General features: G+C 71.9%; 18 protein-coding genes and 1 tRNA gene. 11 read left to right on the forward strand and 8 right to left on the reverse strand.

Going from position 1 to position 18,633, the window contains the following annotated elements:
• Nucleotides 1–40: 40 nt before the first annotated feature.
• Entirely contained in the window at nucleotides 41–1,705 is a 1,665-nt protein-coding gene (gene hutU / locus OIE49_RS15000; protein WP_100571011.1) for a urocanate hydratase, read from the reverse strand.
• A 229-nt stretch (nucleotides 1,706–1,934) separates the two neighbouring features.
• Here hutU and OIE49_RS15005 point away from each other — a divergent pair, with 229 nt between their 5' ends.
• The 5 genes from OIE49_RS15005 to OIE49_RS15025 all read left to right on the forward strand — a co-directional run bounded on the left by OIE49_RS15005 (nucleotide 1,935) and on the right by OIE49_RS15025 (nucleotide 5,733).
• Entirely contained in the window at nucleotides 1,935–3,308 is a 1,374-nt protein-coding gene (locus OIE49_RS15005; protein WP_326806236.1) for a diaminopimelate decarboxylase, read from the forward strand.
• A gap of 274 nt (nucleotides 3,309–3,582) precedes the next feature.
• The gene (locus OIE49_RS15010; RefSeq protein ID WP_100571012.1) at nucleotides 3,583–3,975 is read left to right on the forward strand and encodes a hypothetical protein; all 393 of its coding nucleotides are present in this window, start codon (nucleotides 3,583–3,585) and stop codon (nucleotides 3,973–3,975) included.
• Nucleotides 3,972–4,820: a transcriptional regulator gene (locus OIE49_RS15015; protein ID WP_326802756.1), complete on the forward strand. Its 849-nt coding sequence runs from the start codon at nucleotides 3,972–3,974 to the stop codon at nucleotides 4,818–4,820. The genes OIE49_RS15010 and OIE49_RS15015 overlap by 4 nt, the downstream gene beginning before the upstream one ends.
• Before the next feature lie 13 nt (nucleotides 4,821–4,833).
• The gene (locus OIE49_RS15020; RefSeq protein WP_100571014.1) at nucleotides 4,834–5,337 is read left to right on the forward strand and encodes a roadblock/LC7 domain-containing protein; all 504 of its coding nucleotides are present in this window, start codon (nucleotides 4,834–4,836) and stop codon (nucleotides 5,335–5,337) included.
• A 21-nt stretch (nucleotides 5,338–5,358) separates the two neighbouring features.
• Entirely contained in the window at nucleotides 5,359–5,733 is a 375-nt protein-coding gene (locus OIE49_RS15025) for a hypothetical protein (RefSeq protein WP_100571015.1), read from the forward strand.
• Between the two features lie 98 nt (nucleotides 5,734–5,831).
• Here the strand turns inward: OIE49_RS15025 and OIE49_RS15030 are convergent, their stop codons facing one another.
• Together OIE49_RS15030 and OIE49_RS15035 are read right to left on the reverse strand one after the other, a co-directional pair.
• Entirely contained in the window at nucleotides 5,832–6,434 is a 603-nt protein-coding gene (locus OIE49_RS15030; RefSeq protein WP_326802757.1) for a hypothetical protein, read from the reverse strand.
• Between the two features lie 115 nt (nucleotides 6,435–6,549).
• On the reverse strand, nucleotides 6,550–7,392 hold the full coding sequence (locus tag OIE49_RS15035; RefSeq protein ID WP_100571017.1) for a MurR/RpiR family transcriptional regulator: 843 nt from the start codon (nucleotides 7,390–7,392) through the stop codon (nucleotides 6,550–6,552).
• A 295-nt stretch (nucleotides 7,393–7,687) separates the two neighbouring features.
• On the opposite strand from OIE49_RS15035, the gene OIE49_RS15040 reads away from it, so the two are divergent.
• Entirely contained in the window at nucleotides 7,688–8,125 is a 438-nt protein-coding gene (locus OIE49_RS15040) for a hypothetical protein (RefSeq protein ID WP_326802758.1), read from the forward strand.
• A gap of 456 nt (nucleotides 8,126–8,581) precedes the next feature.
• On the opposite strand, the gene OIE49_RS15045 is transcribed toward OIE49_RS15040, so the two are convergent.
• Nucleotides 8,582–9,973, reverse strand: coding sequence for a cystathionine beta-synthase (locus OIE49_RS15045; RefSeq protein WP_326802759.1), 1,392 nt, complete (start codon nucleotides 9,971–9,973; stop codon nucleotides 8,582–8,584).
• Between the two features lie 159 nt (nucleotides 9,974–10,132).
• Between OIE49_RS15045 and OIE49_RS15050 the strand changes: the two genes are divergently transcribed.
• The 3 genes from OIE49_RS15050 to OIE49_RS15060 all read left to right on the forward strand — a co-directional run bounded on the left by OIE49_RS15050 (nucleotide 10,133) and on the right by OIE49_RS15060 (nucleotide 13,760).
• Nucleotides 10,133–11,212 carry an SGNH/GDSL hydrolase family protein gene (locus OIE49_RS15050; RefSeq protein WP_326802760.1) on the forward strand — a complete coding sequence of 360 codons (1,080 nt, stop codon included), beginning with the start codon at nucleotides 10,133–10,135 and terminating at the stop codon, nucleotides 11,210–11,212.
• Nucleotides 11,213–11,407: 195 nt separating this feature from the next.
• Nucleotides 11,408–12,628, forward strand: coding sequence for an acetyl-CoA C-acetyltransferase (locus OIE49_RS15055; RefSeq protein WP_326802761.1), 1,221 nt, complete (start codon nucleotides 11,408–11,410; stop codon nucleotides 12,626–12,628).
• Nucleotides 12,629–12,938: 310 nt separating this feature from the next.
• Nucleotides 12,939–13,760 (forward strand): hypothetical protein, encoded by an 822-nt coding sequence (locus OIE49_RS15060; protein ID WP_326802762.1) that lies wholly within the window; start codon nucleotides 12,939–12,941, stop codon nucleotides 13,758–13,760.
• A 31-nt stretch (nucleotides 13,761–13,791) separates the two neighbouring features.
• On the opposite strand, the gene OIE49_RS15065 is transcribed toward OIE49_RS15060, so the two are convergent.
• Complete coding sequence (locus OIE49_RS15065; RefSeq protein ID WP_199836778.1) at nucleotides 13,792–14,103, reverse strand: hypothetical protein; 312 nt, start codon at nucleotides 14,101–14,103, stop codon at nucleotides 13,792–13,794.
• A 98-nt stretch (nucleotides 14,104–14,201) separates the two neighbouring features.
• Here OIE49_RS15065 and OIE49_RS15070 point away from each other — a divergent pair, with 98 nt between their 5' ends.
• Nucleotides 14,202–14,429 (forward strand): DUF4287 domain-containing protein, encoded by a 228-nt coding sequence (locus OIE49_RS15070; protein ID WP_100571135.1) that lies wholly within the window; start codon nucleotides 14,202–14,204, stop codon nucleotides 14,427–14,429.
• A gap of 328 nt (nucleotides 14,430–14,757) precedes the next feature.
• Here OIE49_RS15070 and OIE49_RS15075 read toward each other — a convergent pair whose 3' ends face one another.
• The 3 genes from OIE49_RS15075 to OIE49_RS15085 all read right to left on the reverse strand — a co-directional run bounded on the left by OIE49_RS15075 (nucleotide 14,758) and on the right by OIE49_RS15085 (nucleotide 17,402).
• Nucleotides 14,758–15,666: a Bax inhibitor-1/YccA family protein gene (locus OIE49_RS15075; protein WP_100571022.1), complete on the reverse strand. Its 909-nt coding sequence runs from the start codon at nucleotides 15,664–15,666 to the stop codon at nucleotides 14,758–14,760.
• Between the two features lie 205 nt (nucleotides 15,667–15,871).
• Nucleotides 15,872–17,047, reverse strand: coding sequence for a 4-hydroxybenzoate 3-monooxygenase (locus tag OIE49_RS15080; RefSeq protein WP_326802763.1), 1,176 nt, complete (start codon nucleotides 17,045–17,047; stop codon nucleotides 15,872–15,874).
• 268 nt (nucleotides 17,048–17,315) lie between these two features.
• Nucleotides 17,316–17,402 (reverse strand) — tRNA-Leu (locus tag OIE49_RS15085).
• A 414-nt stretch (nucleotides 17,403–17,816) separates the two neighbouring features.
• Here OIE49_RS15085 and OIE49_RS15090 point away from each other — a divergent pair.
• On the forward strand, nucleotides 17,817–18,587 hold the full coding sequence (locus OIE49_RS15090; protein WP_100571024.1) for an ABC transporter ATP-binding protein: 771 nt from the start codon (nucleotides 17,817–17,819) through the stop codon (nucleotides 18,585–18,587).
• Nucleotides 18,588–18,633 lie beyond the last annotated feature (46 nt).

The raw sequence follows: 18,633 nt of genomic DNA on the forward strand, positions 1-18,633 counted from the left end.
ACGGCCGGACGGGCCTCGTCCGGGTCGGCGGGCTGCCGCGTCACGCCTCCTCGCCCTCGCGCATGGGCACGCGCACCCCGCGTTCGCCGGCCACCGACTCCGCGATGTCGTACCCGGCGTCCACGTGCCGGATCACGCCCATGCCGGGGTCGTTGGTGAGCACCCGGCGGATCTTCTCCCCGGCGAGCGCGGTGCCGTCGGCGACCGTCACCTGTCCGGCGTGGATGGACCGTCCCATGCCGACGCCGCCGCCGTGGTGGATCGACACCCAGGACGCGCCCGAGGCCACGTTCACCATCGCGTTCAGCAGGGGCCAGTCGGCGATCGCGTCGGAGCCGTCGAGCATGGCCTCGGTCTCCCGGTACGGGGAGGCGACGGAGCCGCAGTCGAGGTGGTCCCGGCCGATCACGATCGGCGCCTGGAGCTCACCGCTCGCGACCATGTCGTTGAACCGCTCGCCCGCCTTGTCACGCTCGCCGTAGCCGAGCCAGCAGATGCGGGCGGGCAGGCCCTGGAAGTGGACGCGCTCGCCGGCCAGCTTGATCCAGCGCGCCAGGGACTCGTTCTCGGGGAACAGCTCCAGGATCGCCTTGTCGGTCTTGGCGATGTCGGACGCCTCACCGGACAGCGCGGCCCAGCGGAACGGGCCCTTGCCCTCGCAGAACAGCGGCCGGATGTAGGCGGGGACGAATCCGGGGAAGGCGAACGCCCGCTCGTACCCGGCGAGTTGGGCCTCGCCGCGGATCGAGTTGCCGTAGTCGAAGACCTCGGCGCCGGCGTCCATGAAGCCGACCATGGCCTCGACGTGCCGGGCCATGGACTCGCGGGCCCGGGTGGTGAAGCCGGCCGGGTCCTTGGCGGCTGCGTCGGCCATGTCGTCGAAGTCGGTGCCCAGCGGCAGGTAGGCCAGCGGGTCGTGGGCGGAGGTCTGGTCGGTGACGATGTCGATGGGCGCGCCCATCGCGAGGAGCTGCGGGACGAGTTCGGCGGCGTTGCCGAGCACGCCGATGGACAGGGGCTTGCGCTGGTCGCGCGCCTCCACGGCCAGGTGGAGGGCGTGCTCCAGGGAGTCGGCCTTCACGTCGAGGTAGCGGTGCTCGATGCGCCGCTCGATGGCGCGCGGGTCGCAGTCGACGCAGATGGCCACGCCGTCGTTCATGGTGACGGCGAGGGGCTGGGCGCCGCCCATGCCGCCGAGGCCGGCGGTCAGGGTGATGGTCCCGGCGAGCGTGCCGCCGAACTTCTTCGCGGCGACGGCGGCGAAGGTCTCGTAGGTGCCCTGGAGGATGCCCTGGGTGCCGATGTAGATCCAGGACCCGGCGGTCATCTGGCCGTACATGGTCAGACCGAGGGTCTCCAGGCGGCGGAACTCCTCCCAGTTGGCCCAGTCGCCGACGAGGTTGGAGTTGGCCAGCAGCACGCGCGGGGCCCACTCGTGGGTCTGCATGACGCCGACCGGGCGGCCGGACTGGACGAGCATGGTCTCGTCGGCCTTGAGGGTCCGCAGTGTGCGGACCATGGCGTCGAAGGAGCGCCAGTCGCGGGCGGCCTTGCCGGTGCCGCCGTAGACGACGAGCTTGTCGGGGTGCTCGGCGACCTCGGGGTCGAGGTTGTTCTGGAGCATCCGCAGGGCGGCTTCCTGCTGCCATCCCAGGGCGCTCAGTTCCGTACCGCGCGGCGCTCGTACGGGGCGGGGTCCTGACATGGTCTGCCTCCTGATGGGTGCTCCCGGGATTATTACTGCGTCTATTCACATCCTGGCTTGATGAATAGAACTAGTCAATACGTGCGCGCCGTCCGGCGCGCGCGGCCTGGGCGGATGTTTGCCCGGCTCCAGGTCAGGAAGGCAGGACCTGGAGGCACACCGACGGGACCGGGGGCACGGCATGGCCGAGAACATCAACGACGACATCGACGAGGGCGTGAACGAGGGCATGGACCGGAGCCTCGCCGAGGCGGACCGCGAGCGGGCCGTGCGGCGGGACCGGGCGGTGCGGGCCGCGGTGGCGCAGGGGCTGCTCGGCCCCGGCTCCCCCGTCGTGGGTCTGCTCGACGTGGTCGGCATCCGGGAGTCCGCGGCGGCGCTCCGGGCGGCGTTCGAGGCGGTGCTGGCACCGGGAACCCCGGTGCTGCACGCCTTCGCGGTCAAGGCGACCCCGCTCGTGCCCGTCCTGCGGCTGCTGCACGAGGAGGGCGTCGGCGCCGAGGTGGCGAGCCCGGGGGAACTGGCGCTGGCGCGGGCGGCCGGGGTGCCGCCCGCCCGTACCGTCCTGGACTCCCCGGCGAAGACGCCGGCCGAGCTGCGCGAGGCGCTGGAACTGGGCATCGCCGTCAACGCGGACAACCCCCAGGAGCTGGCCCGCATCGACGCCCTCGTGGGCTCCGCCACCCCTCGCTCACCGCTGGGGATACGGGTGAACCCGCAGGTCGGCGGGGGTGCCATCGAGGCGCTGTCGACGGCCACGGCGACCTCGAAGTTCGGGGTGGCGCTGCGCGACGAGGGCGCCCGCGAGTGGGTCGTGCGGGCGTATCTCGACCGTCCGTGGCTGACCCGGCTGCACGCCCACACCGGGTCCCAGGGCATCCCGCTGTCCCTGATGGCGCAGGGCGTGGCGCGGACGTACGAGCTCGCCGAGGAGATCAACGCGCGCGCGGGACGGCGGCAGATCGACACCCTCGACATCGGCGGCGGGCTGCCGGTGAACTTCGGCTCCGAGGCGACCGCGCCGACGTACGCGCACTACGCGCGGCTGCTGCGCGAGGTGGTGCCGGGGCTGTGCGAGGGGCGGTACGGGCTGGTGACCGAGTTCGGGCGGTCACTGCTGGCCAAGCAGGGCACGACGGTGGCGCGGGTGGAGTACACCAAGAGCGCCGGGGGGCGGCCGGTCGCCGTGACCCACGCGGGCGTGCAGGTCGCGACGCGCACCGTCTACGTGCCGGATGCCTGGCCGCTGCGCCTGGCCGCGTACGACGCGAAGGGGCGGCCCAAGCCGGGACCCGAGGTGGTGCAGGACGTGGCCGGGCCCGCCTGCTTCGCGGGCGACCTGCTCGCCGAGGCCCGCGCGCTCGCCCTGCTCGAACCGGGCGACCATGTGGCGGCGCTGGACACCGGGGCCTACTACTTCGCCCACCACTACGCCTACAACTCCCTGCCCCGGCCCGGGGTCCACGGCTACGTCCCGGACGGTTCCGGAGGCGTCGCCTTCGCCCTCGTGCGCGAGCCGCAGCCGGTCGAGGAGATCGTGGCCGAGTCCGGAGGGGCGCACGCGTCGGCCCTCACCACCTTGGGCACACCCGGGCGCGCCTGAGGAACGCCGAAGGCCTCGCGGCACGTCCTGGACTGTGAGGCGAGGCGCGTCCAGGGCGCTGAGGCACGTGTGCGTCCACGGCGCCGTGGCACGTCAAAGGCCTTGAGACGCACCGCGGATACGGCGCGACCCGCCCGAAATCCGGTTCAGTCGACCCACATTAGCCGCTCGGTCGCATGTTCCACCGGAAAATGCCCGTAACCCTCACCACCGGCGCGCACCGTGCGTAGCCTCGGCATCACTCAGCCGAACCCCCGGTGGGAGAGGAACAACGGTGCCCGGAATCGACGAGTGCCTACTGGAAGCCATGCGGCTGCCCGGTGCCAGAGGCGCCGCGCTGGTCGACTGGACGAGCGGGCTTGCCCTGGGCACCGTCGGGGAGCCCCCGGGCGGCGACCACGAGACCACCGCGGCGGAGGCCGCCGAACTGGCCCGGCTGGCCGCCGAGCACGGCGCCTTCGCCGCCGCCGAGGACCCCGACGGCGAGCGTCCCCCGGTGGAGGACCTGATCGTCAGCAACCGCGACAGCTACCACCTGCTGCGGTTCGTGGACACGTCCTTCGACAGCAGCGTGTTCCTGCACCTGTGGCTGACCCGCGCCGAAGGCAACCTCGCCCTGGCCCGCATACGCCTGGGCGAGATGGCCGAGCGGCTGGTGCTGGGATGACCGTGGTCGACATCCCGCTCCCGCCCCAGCTGCCGGTGCGCAGCAAGCCGGCCGACGAGGACCGGGCCTGGGGCGGCCTCTCGCCGATGCTGACCCGGCTCGCCGCCGAGCGGGCGACCGGCGTCCTGGTCCGCGAGCACGGCACGCTCTACCTCGACGAGGGCCGGGTGGCGCACGCCGAGAGCCCTCTGAGCCCCGGCCTCGACCTTCTGCTCACCGCCCACGGCACGCTGACGGCCGAGGCATGGCGGGACGCGGTGACCCGGGCCGACGACCGGCACGGCGCCGCGCACCTGCTGCTGGCCGGCGGCCATCTGACCGAGGGCGCACTGGAGCTGTGCCATCTGGGCGCGCTCCACGACGCCGCCTACTTCGCGCTCGCCCCGAGCAGCACCCCGGGCCGGTTCCGCTACGGCATCGCCCACCCGCTCGGCCCCGTCCTGCCGGTCCCGTTGGCCGCCCTGGAGCGCGAGATCCTGCGCCGCCGCGAGCTGCTGCACCGCGTCTGGCCCGACGCCGGGCCGGACAGCGCCCCGCTGGTGCGGACGCCCACCACCGCGGCACCGGGAGTGACGCCCCGCCAGCAGACGCTCCTGGAGCGGATCGACGGCACCCGCACGGCCACGGATCTGGCCAGGGAACTGGGCCGGCAGGCCTTCCACACCCTGGTGGACGTACGCCGTCTGGCGGCCGCCGGGCTCGTCGCGCCGGCCGTCGCACCGAAGGAGGCGCCCGTACCGGACGGCGCCGGACAGACCCCCACGCTCGCCGACCGGCTGGCGTACACCACCGACCCCCACATCACGCTGCTGAAGAGGCTCAGGGATGCGCTGGAGGCCCTTTGAGAGGAGACACCGGATGGCAGCAGCCGAGCCCGAGATCCTGGACGAGCTGCGTCGGCTCAGAGCCCGGGTACCCCAGCTCACCGGCGCCCTCGCCGCCAGTGTCGACGGCCTTGTACTGGCCCACGACACCCCCGGCGTGGAGCCGGAGAGCTTGGCCGCGCTCACCGCTACCTCGCTCGGCGTCGCCGTGCGCATGGCGGACGTGACCGGCCAGGGCGATCTGCGCGAACTGCTCGTGCGGGGCGTCCACGGCTATGTCGCGACCTACGCGGCGGGCCGCACCGCGGTGCTGACCCTGCTCGCGGAGGACCGCGTCAACGTCGGCCGTCTGCACCTGGAGGGCCGCCGGGCGGGCGCACGCATCGGGGAACTGGTCGACGCCGAGGCGGCCAAGGCTCCCGACAGGACGCCCGAGAAGACGGTGAAACCGGCCACCAGGACCGGCACCGCACGAACCAGAACCACCCGCGCGCTGCGCACCACCGCCACCAACGCGCACACCACCACCGAAAGCTGACAGAACAAGGAGACCCCGGCCATGGCCAATACCGAGACCTGTCTGAAGGAAGCGCTCGCCTCCATCGAGGGAGCGACGGCCGTCGCGCTCGTCGACTACACCAGCGGCATGGCGCTGGGCACGATGGGCGGCAGCAAGAGCTTCGACCTGAACGTCGCCGCCGCGGGCAACACCGACGTCGTACGGGCCAAGATGCGCACGATGGAACATCTCGGCCTCAAGGCGCAGATCGAGGACATCCTGATCACGCTGAGCGACCAGTACCACCTGATCCGTCTGATCAGTGGGCGCGGCGGGAACGGACTGTTCCTCTACCTCGTCCTGGACGCCAAGCGGGCCAACCTGGCGATGGCCCGCCACCAGCTGAGGAGAATCGAGGAGGAGCTGGAGGTCTGACCCCTGCCCGCCGGGGTTGGACCCGCAGGATCTGCCCTAGGGCCTCTCGTTTGGATCATGCCGGGCTCGCTGATCCGGCCTGATCCAAACGAAAGACCCTAGCCGAGCGCCGCGGTGCGGCGGCGTGCTCCGCCCGGGGCCGCGTCGCCCGCCGCGAGGCCGGTACCGCGGTAGCCCCGCACCGTCCGGCCCGCGGGGCGCCCGCCCCGCTTGCCCAGCCAGTCGACGCGCACCCACAGCAGCGTGTCCTCGGCCCGCTCCAGCCGCCCGAGCCGGCCGGCCTTGAGCCACAGGCCCACCCCGGCGCCGGCCAGCAGCAGGCCGCCGGCCGCGGGCAGGACGAAGGAGCCGCCCAGCGCGGCCAGGAAGGCCGGCGCGAGCCACCAGCGGTGCCCCCGGCGCCAGACGCGCACGCTCACCGCCCGGTCCTGGAGCACGTCGTGGCGTCCGGCCCGGGAGGCGCCCCTGGCCAGGGCCCTGTAGCGTCGGCGCCGGGCGCAGGCCACGACCGCCGCCGCCACCAGGAACAGCGCGGCCCCCGCCAGGACACCGATCCGGCGCCCGGTCAGCCCCGGCACCAGTACGCCGATCCCCGCCGCGAACACCCCGAGCCACCACAGCGGCGCGGCTCCGGCCCGCACCACGACGGCCACCCGGGCCAGGCCCTGACCTCCCCGACCTGTGCGACCAGCCCGCGCCATGCCCTGCCTCCTCGTCGTCCCGGCACCCTCGTTCGGGCGGGCAGGCTAGCGAGCGTTGGTGAGACGAGTCTGAGAGCACCTCCGAGAGCACCCGGGCCCCGGGCGTCACGAGGTGTCACTCCACGAAGAGCCCCCGCGCCGCGGCCTTCCCGTCGAACTCCTCCAGGCGGGCCTGCGCGTCGGGCAGGTCGTCGCACATCGCCTCCAGGAGCACCCGGCCGAGCAGCATCGGCGCACAGGCGGTGTCGAAGGCGAGGCCGGTGCCCACGGCGGCGGGCAGCAGCAGGTCGGTGTGCTTGGCGACCGGCGCGAAGGCCGAGTCCGCGACCGTGACGACGGTCAGCCCCGCCTCCTTGGCGTGGGCGAGGGTGTCCACCACCTCCCGCGGGTGGCGTGGCAGCGCGAAGCACAGCAGCGCCGAGGCGCCCGCCCGTACGGCGCCGTCGATGCGGTCCTCAATCATCGTGCCGCCCTCGTCGAGCAGCCGTACGTCCGGGTGGACCTTGGCGGCGAAGTACGCGAAGCCGTAGGCCTGGGCGGCGGCGGCCCGCAGGCCGAGGACCGGCAGCGGGCGTGAGGCGGCCAGCACCTGTCCCGCCCTGCGCACCGGCCGGGGATCGGCCAGCGCCTCCGCCAGGTGCCTGAGGTTCTCGATCTCGGCCTCGACCGCCTGCTGGTACTCGTTGTACGAGGCCGGCTGGGCCACCGGTTCGGCGGGCGCGACCTCGCGCAGGTGCCGGCGCAGCGCCGGGTAGCCGTCGAAGCCCAGGGCGACCGCGAAGCGGGTCACCGACGGCTGGCTGACCCCGGCGAGTTCGGCCAGCTCGACGCTGGACAGGAAGGGCACGTCGGCGGCCCTGCGCACCATGCTGTGCGCGATGCGCCGCTGGGTCGGTGTGAGCCGGTGCCCCTCGAAGAGCGCCTGCAGCCGTGCGGCAGGGCTGTCGGTCACGCTCATGACGTGCTCCCCCTCCAGATGTCGTCGACGCCCCGGGAGGGTATCTCCCCGACCAGTTTCTATTCAGACACCAAGAACTCTGCATGAGGCCATACAGCCAGGGCAAGAGAAATGCCAAGTATGATTAAACTCGGCCATAAATGCTCAGAACGTGACAGTTCGCGCGCTTAGTGTGAGCGGGCCCCGTCGGTGTCGCCGGCCGCAGCCCCGGCGACGCCGACGGCGGCCCGCCCCCGTCCCGACCGGGGGGCTATCCCCAGTGCGGTGGGCGGCCCGGCTCCCTAGCCTGGTCCGCATGAGCGGAATGGACGGGCGGGACACGGACCTGAAGAAGGACCTCGACGCCTCCCTGCAGGCCCGCAGGGAGCTGGGCGAGGAGTACGAGTCGGCGCTGGTCGACTCGTTTCTGGAGAAGGTCGACCAGCGCATCGACGGGGCCGTCGAGCGCCGGATGCGCCGGCAGTTCGCCGAGCAGCAGATGACGGCGGCGCGGGGCTCCCGCGCGCCGAAGGCCACCGACTCCTGGGGCGAGCGCTTCGGCTTCGGCATCGTCTCGCTGGTGCTGGCGGTGCCGCTGTCCGCGATCGGCGGGGCGGTCGCGCACCTGCCCGGCCTCGTCGTCGCCTGGGTCGGGATCGTCGGCGTCAACGCCGTCCAGGCCGCCCGCACCACCCCGGGCCTGTTCACCGCCCGCCGCCGCGACCGCGCGGAGGACGACACCTGGAAGGACTGAGCGGCCGCGCGGGGGACGAGACCCGCGGCCGTTCGGCTCCCGCGGCCCCTGCCGTCCATGGCTGACCGCGCGGATGACCGCGCGGGGCCGAAGCGTATGCGCGGGGACCGCCGCACCCCCGCGGAACGGGGGGCGGGACGACGGCGGTCCCCGCGGGGGACGCGAGCCGGGTCAGGACCGGGACTTCGCGTCCGTGGCGTCCATGGAGGTCCGGGAGCCGCTCCGGAGGTCCGCGACGCCGCACGGCGCCGGCCGGGGCAGACGGCCTCCCCCGGGCGCCCCGCGCCCGGGAGGCGGTCCCCGCCCCTTCCGACGCCCACCAATGTGCCGGACGCGTGTTAAGCGGGTGCTGCGTGCACGTGACACGCACGTACCGTTTCCGCGACTGCCTCTCAGCCGCGGGTCACCGCGTGTTCCCCGCCCGCGCGCCGGCACATCGGCCGCGACGCCGGTGCGTCAGTGCTTTCCGCCCTTGGCCAGGAAGGAGAGCAGGTCCTGACGGCTGACGACGCCGGTCGGCTTGCCCTCCACCAGCACGATCGCCGCGTCCGCCGAGCCCAGCACGGACATCAGGTCGGCGACCGGCTCGCCGGAACCGACCTGCGGCAGCGGGGCCGACATGTGCTTCTCCAGCGGGTCCTCCAGCGCAGCCCGCTTGGTGAACAGCGCGTCCAGCAGCTCCCGCTCGACCACCGAGCCGACCACCTCGGCCGCCATGACGTCCGGGTGACCGGCGCCCGGCTTCACGATCGGCATCTGCGAGACGCCGTACTCGCGCAGCACCTCGATCGCCTCGCCGACGGTCTCGTCCGGGTGCATGTGGACCAGGGACGGGATGGAGCCGCCCTCCTTGTCGCTCAGCACGTCGGCGACGCGGGCGCTCGGGCCCTCGTCCTCCAGGAAGCCGTAGTCGGCCATCCACTCGTCGTTGAAGATCTTCGACAGGTACCCGCGCCCGCTGTCCGGCAGCAGGACCACCACGACGTCGTCCGGGCCGAGCCGCTCGGCCACCCGCAGCGCCCCGACGACGGCCATGCCGCAGGAGCCGCCGACCAGCAGGCCCTCCTCCTTGGCGAGGCGGCGGGTCATCTGGAAGGAGTCCTTGTCGGAGACGGCGACGATCTCGTCGGCCACGCCCTGGTCGTAGGCGGTCGGCCAGAAGTCCTCACCGACGCCCTCGACGAGGTAGGGCCGGCCGGAGCCGCCGGAGTACACCGAGCCCTCCGGGTCGGCACCGATGACCTTGACCTTGCCGCCGCTGGCTTCCTTCAGGTAGCGCCCGGTGCCGGAGATGGTGCCGCCGGTTCCGACGCCGGCCACGAAGTGCGTGATCCTGCCCTCGGTCTGCTCCCACAGCTCGGGACCGGTGGAGTGGTAGTGCGACAGGGGGTTGTTCGGGTTCGAGTACTGGTCGGGCTTCCAGGCTCCGGGGGTCTCACGGACCAGCCGGTCGGAGACGTTGTAGTAGGAGTCCGGGTGCTCCGGCGCGACGGCCGTCGGGCACACGACCACTTCGGCGCCGTACGCGCGCAGCACGTTGATCTTGTCCGTGGAGACCTTGTCCGGGCACACGAAGATGCACTTGTAGCCCTTCTGCTGGGCCACGATGGCCAGTCCCACGCCGGTGTTCCCACTGGTCGGCTCGACGATCGTGCCACCGGGCTTGAGTTCCCCGCTCTGCTCGGCCGCCTCGATCATGCGCAGGGCGATGCGGTCCTTCACGGAGCCGCCGGGGTTGAAGTACTCGACCTTCGCCAGGACGGTCGCCTTGATCCCCTTGGTGACGTTGTTGAGCCGAACCAGCGGGGTGTTGCCGACGAGGCTGATCATCGAGTCGTGGAATTGCACCGTTGTCTCCGGTTGCTGCAAAAGATGTGGTCGTGGTGTGCCGCCAGCCTAAGGCCAGGGGGACAGCCCGGGGGTGGGCGTTCACTCCCCGTCGAGATTGGACAACGGTCCGTACGGGGCAAGGAGTGGATGTACGGCTACGAGGAGGTGTCGGCTGGCATGACGAACATGTCGAGGGCGAGAGTGGCCCGGCGGATCGCGGCCGGCGCCGCGTACGGCGGCGGCGGACTCGGCCTGGTCGGTGCCGCGGCCGTCGGCCTGCTGCTGGCCGAGGTGCAGATGGCCAAGCGTCACGTGGGCAACGGCACGGACAACCACGTGCCGGTCGCGGACGGCCTGTACGGCCGCGCCTACGACACTCCCGGCGAGCCGCCGCTGAGCCTGGTCATGCTCGGCGACTCCACGGCCGCGGGGCAGGGGGTGCACCGGGCCGGGCAGACGCCGGGCGCGCTGCTGGCGTCCGGTCTGGCGGCGGTGGCGGAACACCCGGTGCGGATGCGCAACGTGGCGCTGCCCGGTGCCCGGTCGGACGACCTGGACCGCCAGGTGGCGCTGGTGCTCGGCGATCCGGAGCGGGTGCCGGACATCTGCGTGATCATGGTCGGCGCGAACGACGTGACCCACCGGATGCCGCCGACGCGCTCGGTGCGCCATCTGTCGGCGGCGGTGCGGCGGCTGCGCACGGCGGGCGCGGAGGTCGTCGTGGGCACCTGCCCGGACTTCGGCACGATCGAGCCGGTGCAGCAGCCGCTGCGGTGGCTGGCCCGGCGGGCCTCGCGCCAGTTGGCGGCGGCGCAGACGATCGGGGCGGTGGAGCAGGGGGGCCGGACCGTGTCGCTGGGCGACCTGCTGGGTCCGGAGTTCGCGGCGAACCCGCGGGAGCTGTTCGGTCCGGACAACTACCACCCCTCGGCGGAGGGGTACGCGACGGCGGCGATGGCGGTGCTGCCGACGGTGTGCGCGGCGCTGGGCCTGTGGCCGGCCGAGGAGGAGCGTCCGGACGTCTTCCGCAGCGAGGGCTTCCTGCCGGTGGCCCGCGCGGCGGCCGAGGCCGCGTCGCAGGCGGGCACGGAGGTCACGGCGGCCCTGCCGACCGGCCCGCGTGGGCCCTGGGCCCTGCTCAAGCGGCGCCGGCGGCGCCGGGTCCCCGAGCCCGACCCGGCCTCTTCCGGGCCGTCCGAGGAGCCCCTCACCCCGACGGGCTGGGACGAGTCCGGGGGCGGTCTCCGGGCGGTCTGAGACCGAACCCGGCCGAACAGGGAAAGCAAGCGCTTAGAAAATTGCGGTCAGGGTCACACCCCGGCGGGAGTGACCCTGGCCGTACGTACGGGTAACTTCCAAGCAGCCGCCCGCAATCGACCACACGGCCGCCCGGTCGCCCCGACCATCGCCCTCCACGAGCGCGGCGCGCCGCCCTACCGACATGGAGTCGTGATGCCCGAAGCCGTCATCGTCTCGACTGCCCGCTCCCCCATCGGCCGCGCCTTCAAGGGCTCCCTCAAGGACCTGCGCCCGGACGACCTCACCGCCACGATCGTCCAGGCGGCGCTCGCGAAGATCCCCGAGCTGGATCCCCGGGACATCGACGACCTGATGCTCGGCTGTGGCCTGCCCGGCGGCGAGCAGGGCAACAACCTCGGCCGGATCGTCGCCGTGCAGATGGGCATGGACCACCTGCCCGGCTGCACCATCACCCGCTACTGCTCCTCCTCGCTCCAGACCTCCCGGATGGCCCTGCACGCGATCAGGGCCGGCGAGGGCGACGTCTTCGTCTCGGCCGGCGTCGAGATGGTCTCCCGGTTCACCAAGGGCAACTCCGACAGCCTGCCGGACACGCACAACCCGGTCTTCGCCGAGGCGGAGGCCCGCACCGCGGCCAGGGCCGAGCAGGGCGGCTCGTCCTGGCACGACCCGCGCGAGGACGGCCTGGTCCCGGACGCCTACATCGCGATGGGCCAGACCGCGGAGAACCTGGCCCGCCTCAAGGGCGTCACCCGCCAGGAGATGGACGAGTTCGGCGTGCGTTCGCAGAACCTCGCCGAGGAGGCCCTCAAGAACGGGTTCTGGGAGCGGGAGATCACCCCGGTGACGCTGCCCGACGGCACGGTGATCGGCAAGGACGACGGCCCGCGCCCCGGCGTGACCATGGAGGGCGTGGCCGGCCTCAAGCCCGTCTTCCGCCCGGACGGCCTGGTCACCGCCGGCAACTGCTGCCCGCTCAACGACGGTGCCGCCGCGGTCGTCATCATGTCCGACACCAAGGCCCGCGAGCTGGGCCTCACCCCGCTCGCGCGGATCGTCTCCACCGGTGTCTCGGCCCTGTCCCCGGAGATCATGGGACTCGGTCCGGTCGAGGCGTCCCGGCAGGCCCTGAAGCGGGCCGGGCTGACCGTGGGCGACATCGACCTGGTCGAGATCAACGAGGCCTTCGCCGCCCAGGTGATCCCGTCCTACCGCGACCTCGGCATCGACCTGGACCGGCTGAACGTCAACGGCGGCGCGATCGCCGTGGGCCACCCCTTCGGCATGACCGGCGCGCGCATCACCGGAACACTCGTCAACTCCCTCCAGTTCCACGACAAGCAGTTCGGACTGGAGACGATGTGCGTCGGCGGCGGTCAGGGCATGGCGATGGTGGTCGAACGCCTCAGCTGATCCACCGCGCCACCAGGGCCACATGAGAGACCGTCAGTGGCCGCTTTACCACCGGCAGTGACCGAACGGCCCGGAATCCAAGAAACGCCTTGGTTCCGGGCCGCTTTGTGATCCAATCTCATTCAGGATGTGACCTATCTCCCTTGGCGGAGAGGTTTACGCAGGTCAGCGCTTCACCCCGGAGGGCTCTGGGGCTGCATCAGGCCATAATTCTGTCCGTTTCGTGACATTACGCACTGACACTTGGATAGTCCACCCTTCAAGCTGATGTAGGAAGTCGGGGGTCGACCTTGAACCCGGGAGTACGTCAGTGAGCGCCATGCCCATCGCCTTGCTGCTCACCACGGCCGCCACCGGCGCCGTGGGCGTCGCTGTACTGCGCACCTTGTGGGTGCTGCGCCGCCAGGTCGCGGCCCTGCACACGCAGCTCGCGCAGAACCACGCGGCCACCGCGCGCGCACTGCTGCCCGCCGCCCGCGGTCACGCGGACACGGAGCAGATACGTGCCGCCGTGGTGGAGGCGCTCGCCGAGGAGCGGGAGCGGGAGCTGGCCGAGGCGCGCGCCTTCTGGGCCGCGCAGGAGGCCAGGGACGCCGCCGACGCGCCCTCCCTGCTGGGACTGCCCGACAGCGAGCTGTTCCTGCCCCGGCAGGCCGATCTGACCGGCCTCGAACACCTGGAGCCGGTGACCGAGCCCGGCCCGGAGGCCGACGAGCTCTCCGGCAAGGACTGCGCCCAGGGCGGCGCCTCCGGGGAGTCCTCCGAACTGGCCGCGGCCCGCCGCCGGCACCCCTCGCACCCGGACTTCACCCCGCACGCCTCGCCCATCGGGGGCGACCACGAGCAGACGCTCGCCACGCTGGAGGACCTGGCCGAGTCCGGCGTGGAACTCGCCGACGTCCGCCCGGGCCCGCTGGGCACCCTCGACGTCTACGTCTTCGCCGACGGTACGACCCTGTGCATGACCCCCGGCCACCGCGAGACCGCGGAACGCCTGGCCGACGCCCTGCGCGCGGGCGAGACCCCGGTGCTGCTCGGCGGCTCCGGCGTCTCGGGCGCCTACACGCTCACCTTCACCTGCGGCACGGAGCAGGTCTACATCCTGGCCGACCGGGTCATCGCGTCGCTGTAACGAGCACGTCGGCCCCGAGTCTGTCCTTCTCTCAGACCCCGGCGCGTTTCAGTGCCTCCTGGACCAGACTGACGGCCTCCTCGACCTCGGCGTCGCTCTTCAGTACGAGCGCCAGGTCGTGTCCGGCGACCGTGACCTGGTCCGCGGCGGCGAACATCCCGGCGTCCGGCATCTCCCGCGGCTCGCACCCGGGGCATTCGGCGAGCTGGGCCCGCCGGGCGAACTCCCTGGCCAGCGCCAGTGCCTCCGCCGCGCCGGCCCGTTGGAGCCGGCTCTGCGGCGCCGCCCTGAGGCGGTCGGCGAAGTGATCCACTGCCTTGGTCAGAGATGTCGTGTCAACCACGCCGCGAGAGTACGCGCCGCGGCACGACTGTTGCCAATACGCGAACCCTCAGGCACGGTGACGTGAAGGACCGGCTTCGAATGCGTCCGGAGGCGCCGATGTCCCAAGTCTTCTCCGAAGAGACCCATCGCAATCTGCTCGCCCGCATCCCCCACTGCACCGGTCGTGCCATCTCCGACTGGCTGCGCACCGTCGAAGAAGGCCCCGCGCTCCGCTTCGAGGAGAAGGTCAGCTGGCTCCGCCACGAGCACGACCTCGCGTACGGCCACGCCAAGGCGCTCATCCACGAGTACGACCTGAGAAGGGCCGCGCGCAAGCTGCTCTAGGGTCTTTCGTTTGGATCAGGCCGGATCAGGGAGCGGGGTCTGGTGCCGTGCGTCGCAAGGCGGAGGAGGGCGGCAGGGCGGAGCCCTGCCAACCGACGACAACGCGGCTGGGGGTGCCCCCTGCTCGAAGAGCTTGGGGGAGCGGTGCCAGACCCCGCGAGCCCGGCATGATCCAAACGAGAGGCCCTAGGCATGCGGCGCGGCGACCGGCGCCGAACGGGGGACACGGCGCCGAACGACGAAGGGCCCCGGGAAGACCCGGGGCCCTTGTCCTTGCTCGTGTCGGCTCTGGTCGACTCTCGCCGTCCTTGCCTTTGTCCGGCGCGGACTAGTCGCTCTGGTTGAGGATCGCGATGAGGCGCAGGAACTCCATGTAGATCCACACCAGGGTCAGCGTGAGGCCGAAGGCCGCGAGCCACGCTTCCTCGCGCGGCGCGCCGTAGGCGATGCCGTCCTCGACCTGCTTGAAGTCCAGGGCCAGGAAGCAGGCGCCGAGGATGATGCCGATGACGCCGAAGAGGATGCCGAGCGGGCCGCTGCGGAAGCCGAGGCCGTCGCCGCCGCCGAACACCGCGAACAGCATGTTGACCATCATCAGCAGCACGAAGCCGAGCGCCGCCGCCATCACGAAGCCGTAGAACCGGCGGGTGACGCGGATCCAGCCCGCCTTGTACGCCAGCAGGACACCGACGAAGACGGCCATCGTGCCGATCACGGCCTGCATGGCCGCGCCGCTGGCGACATGGGTGTCGACGACGTTGGAGACGACGCCGAGGAACACGCCCTCGACCGCGGCGTAGGACAGGATCAGCGCGGGCGAGGCCTTGCGCTTGAAGGACTGCACCAGGGCCAGCACCATGCCGATCACCATGGCGCCGATGCCGATCCCGTAGGAACGGTTGATGTTGGCGCTGTCGACCGGCAGCAGCGCCCAGGCGAGCGCGGCCGTCAGGACCAGCGTGCCGAGCGTGGACGCGGTGCGCAGGACGACGTCGTCCATCGTCATCCGGCCGGTGGTGGCCGGGGCCTGCGGCGGCGCGCCCTGAAGGTCTTGTTGAGCGTAAGGGTTCTGCGCGTAGGGGTTGCCGCTCGGCTGGGCGTACGGGTTGCCCTGCGCGTACGGATTGCCCTGCGTGCCGACAGCTGGACCCCCGGCCTGCGGCGCGGCGTTGAAGCCCGCGTAGCCGTTGTCGCGGCTGAACCCCCGTCGCGAGAAGACCGGGTTTCTGCTCCTCATCTCACTCCTCCATGGCCGCGCGGCGCGGCCTTGGCCTCAAGGGTAATGGAAAGGCAAAGGGCTGACCCCAGTACCTCGGAAGGATCTTTCCCTCGCCATGCTGCCGAACACGCTACGTTGCCGACTGATTCCCGGCCAGGAGGGGCCCCGATCCTGACCGACCCGGAACACGTCCGGAACCGGGCGGAGACCACCCGACTGTCCGTCAGCCGATCGGGAACCCGGTGTAGCCCTCGGCGAGGTCGGTCTCGGCGGCCCGGCAGGAGCTGATCCGGTCCAGACGGGCCTGTTGCAGGCGTTGCTCGAAGGCGGTGGCGTCCGGGTCGCGGTGCAGCATCGTCGTCATGTCGTAGCTGAAGCGCTCCGCCTGCCAGACGCGCCGCAGGCAGGTCGCCGAGTAGGCGTCGAGGAGTGCGGCGGACCCCGTCTCCCTCTCGTGGACGAGCGCCCGCGCGAAGGTGACGACGTCGCCGACGGCAAGGTTCAGCCCCTTGGCCCCGGTCGGCGGCACGATGTGGGCGGAGTCCCCGGCCAGGAACAGGCGGCCGTGCCGCATGGGCTCGTGGACGTAGGAGCGCATCGGGGTCACCGACTTCTGGGTGATCGGGCCGCGGCGCAGGGTCCAGTCGTCGTCGGTCTCCAGCCGCCGTTCGAGCTCGTCCCAGATCTCCTCGTCGTTCCACGCCGCGGCGTCGGTGTCCGCGGGCACCTGGAGGTAGAGGCGGGAGACGGACGGCGAGCGCATGGAGAGCAGGGCGAAACCGCGGTCGTGGCGGGCGTAGACCAGCTCGTCGTGCGAGGGGGCGACGTCGGCGAGGATGCCGAGCCAGCCGAAGGGGTACGTCCGCTCGAACACCTGGGAGAGCGAGGCCGGTACGGCCTTGCGGGCCACGCCCCAGAAGCCGTCGCAGCCGACGACGTAGTCGCACTGGAGGACGTCCTCTCGCCCCTGGTGGCGGAACCGGACGGCGGGGCGGTCGCTCTCCGCCCCTTCCACGGCCAGCGCCTCCGCCTCGAACAGCAGCGGGCCGCCCTCGTCGAGCTGGAGGGCGATGAGGTCCTTGCAGACCTCGGTCTGGGCGTAGACCATCACCGACCGTCCACCGGTGAGCGCGGGGAAGTCGACACGGTGCCGGCGCCGGTCGAAGCGCAGCTCGATCCCGTCGTGCCGCAGCCCCTCGCGGTCCATCCGCTCCCCCGCCCCGGCCGCGCGCAGCACGTCGACGGTGCCCTGCTCCAGGATTCCGGCCCGCTGCCGGTGCTCGACGTAGGCGCGGTCGCGGCTCTCCAGGACGACCGAGTCGATCCCGGCGTTGTGGAGCAGCCGGGCGAGGAGCAGGCCGGCCGGTCCGGCTCCGATGATGCCGACGGTGGTGCGCATCGGTCGTTCCCTTCGGATGGGCGTCGCCGCACGAGTGCGTTCGTCTGGTGAAATTTCTTTCACTGTAATGCGCCCTGAGTTTCCGTCGGGACCCGTCCGATGTCAATGGTTGTCCGCGTCGATGGGGATTCGCGTCGATGCGCGCCGGCGCCGAAGCGCGGCGGTGCGGGCGACTGAGGGGGCGTGGGCCGCGGATGCGGGGAGACCTGCTCGACCCGCTCTCCTGCCACAGACCCCGGCACGCGGGTGAGACCGTGTGCGACGTGGGTGGTGCCCGGAGCCGGACTTGAACCGGCACGCCCGCGAAGGGGCAGCGAGGTTTAAGCTCGCCGTGTCTGCTTTCCACCATCCGGGCAGGCCATGGGCTCCGCGCTGCGGCTCCGACCCTATCGGGGCCCCGTCCTCGAACGGCGGCCGGGTGGACTCATGTTGTCTGATTTTATTGGCAACTGAGGGAGCATCAGCACTCGGGGGCGGCCATCGGCACTTGCCAACAGCCTTGCGGGCGAGCGCCGGGCGCGCACAGGGAATGACGGAATTTCACCGTCCGAACCGGGGCGCTCCCCCCGTTCTTCGCAGCCGAGCGGAAAAACGCAGTTCATCCCCGGGTATCAGGGACGGCCCTCATCCCCAGGTATGACACGCCCGGCCTTACTCCGACCCCAGGCGGCCCCCGGAACGGGAGCAGCGGCTGACTGCACGGGCCCGATCGGCCGCGACGATGGTCTACGTCCCGCGAACGTCGTCGTCCCGTCAGGAGCATCCACCCGTGACCACCTCTTCCATCGCCGGCCGGACCACCGCCGTGGCCGCGCGTGCCACGGATCTGTCGAAGATCTACGGACAGGGCGAGACCCAGGTGGTCGCCCTCGACCGGGTCTCCGTCGACTTCCGCCAGGCCGAGTTCACCGCGATCATGGGCCCCTCCGGGTCCGGCAAGTCCACGCTGATGCACTGCGTCGCGGGCCTGGACACGTTCTCCTCCGGTTCGGTGCGCATCGGCGACACCGAACTCGGCTCGCTGAAGGACAAGCAGCTCACCCGGCTGCGCCGGGACAAGATCGGCTTCATCTTCCAGGCGTTCAACCTGCTGCCGACGCTCACGGCCCTGGAGAACATCACGCTTCCGATGGACATCGCCGGCCGCAAGCCGGACCAGGAGTGGCTCGACTCCGTGATCCGGATGATCGGGCTCGCCGACCGGCTGGGCCACCGGCCCTCCCAGCTCTCCGGCGGTCAGCAGCAGCGCGTCGCCGTCGCCCGGGCGCTGGCGGCCAAGCCGGAGATCATCTTCGGTGACGAGCCCACCGGAAACCTCGACTCGCGCTCCGGCGCCGAGGTGCTCGGCTTCCTGCGCAACTCCGTGCGCGACCTGGGCCAGACGGTGGTGATGGTGACCCACGACCCGGTGGCCGCGGCGTACGCGGACCGGGTGGTGTTCCTCGCGGACGGGCGGATCGTGGACGAGGTGTACGACCCCACGGCGGATTCGGTCCTCGACCGTATGAAGCAGTTCGACGGCAAGGGCCGCACCAGCTGACCTCCCGCCTCCCTCCCACCACCCCCTCGTACACCCTGGACTGAGA

Origin of the sequence: Streptomyces sp. NBC_01788, assembly GCF_035917575.1 — a bacterium.
Lineage (GTDB): Bacteria > Actinomycetota > Actinomycetes > Streptomycetales > Streptomycetaceae > Streptomyces.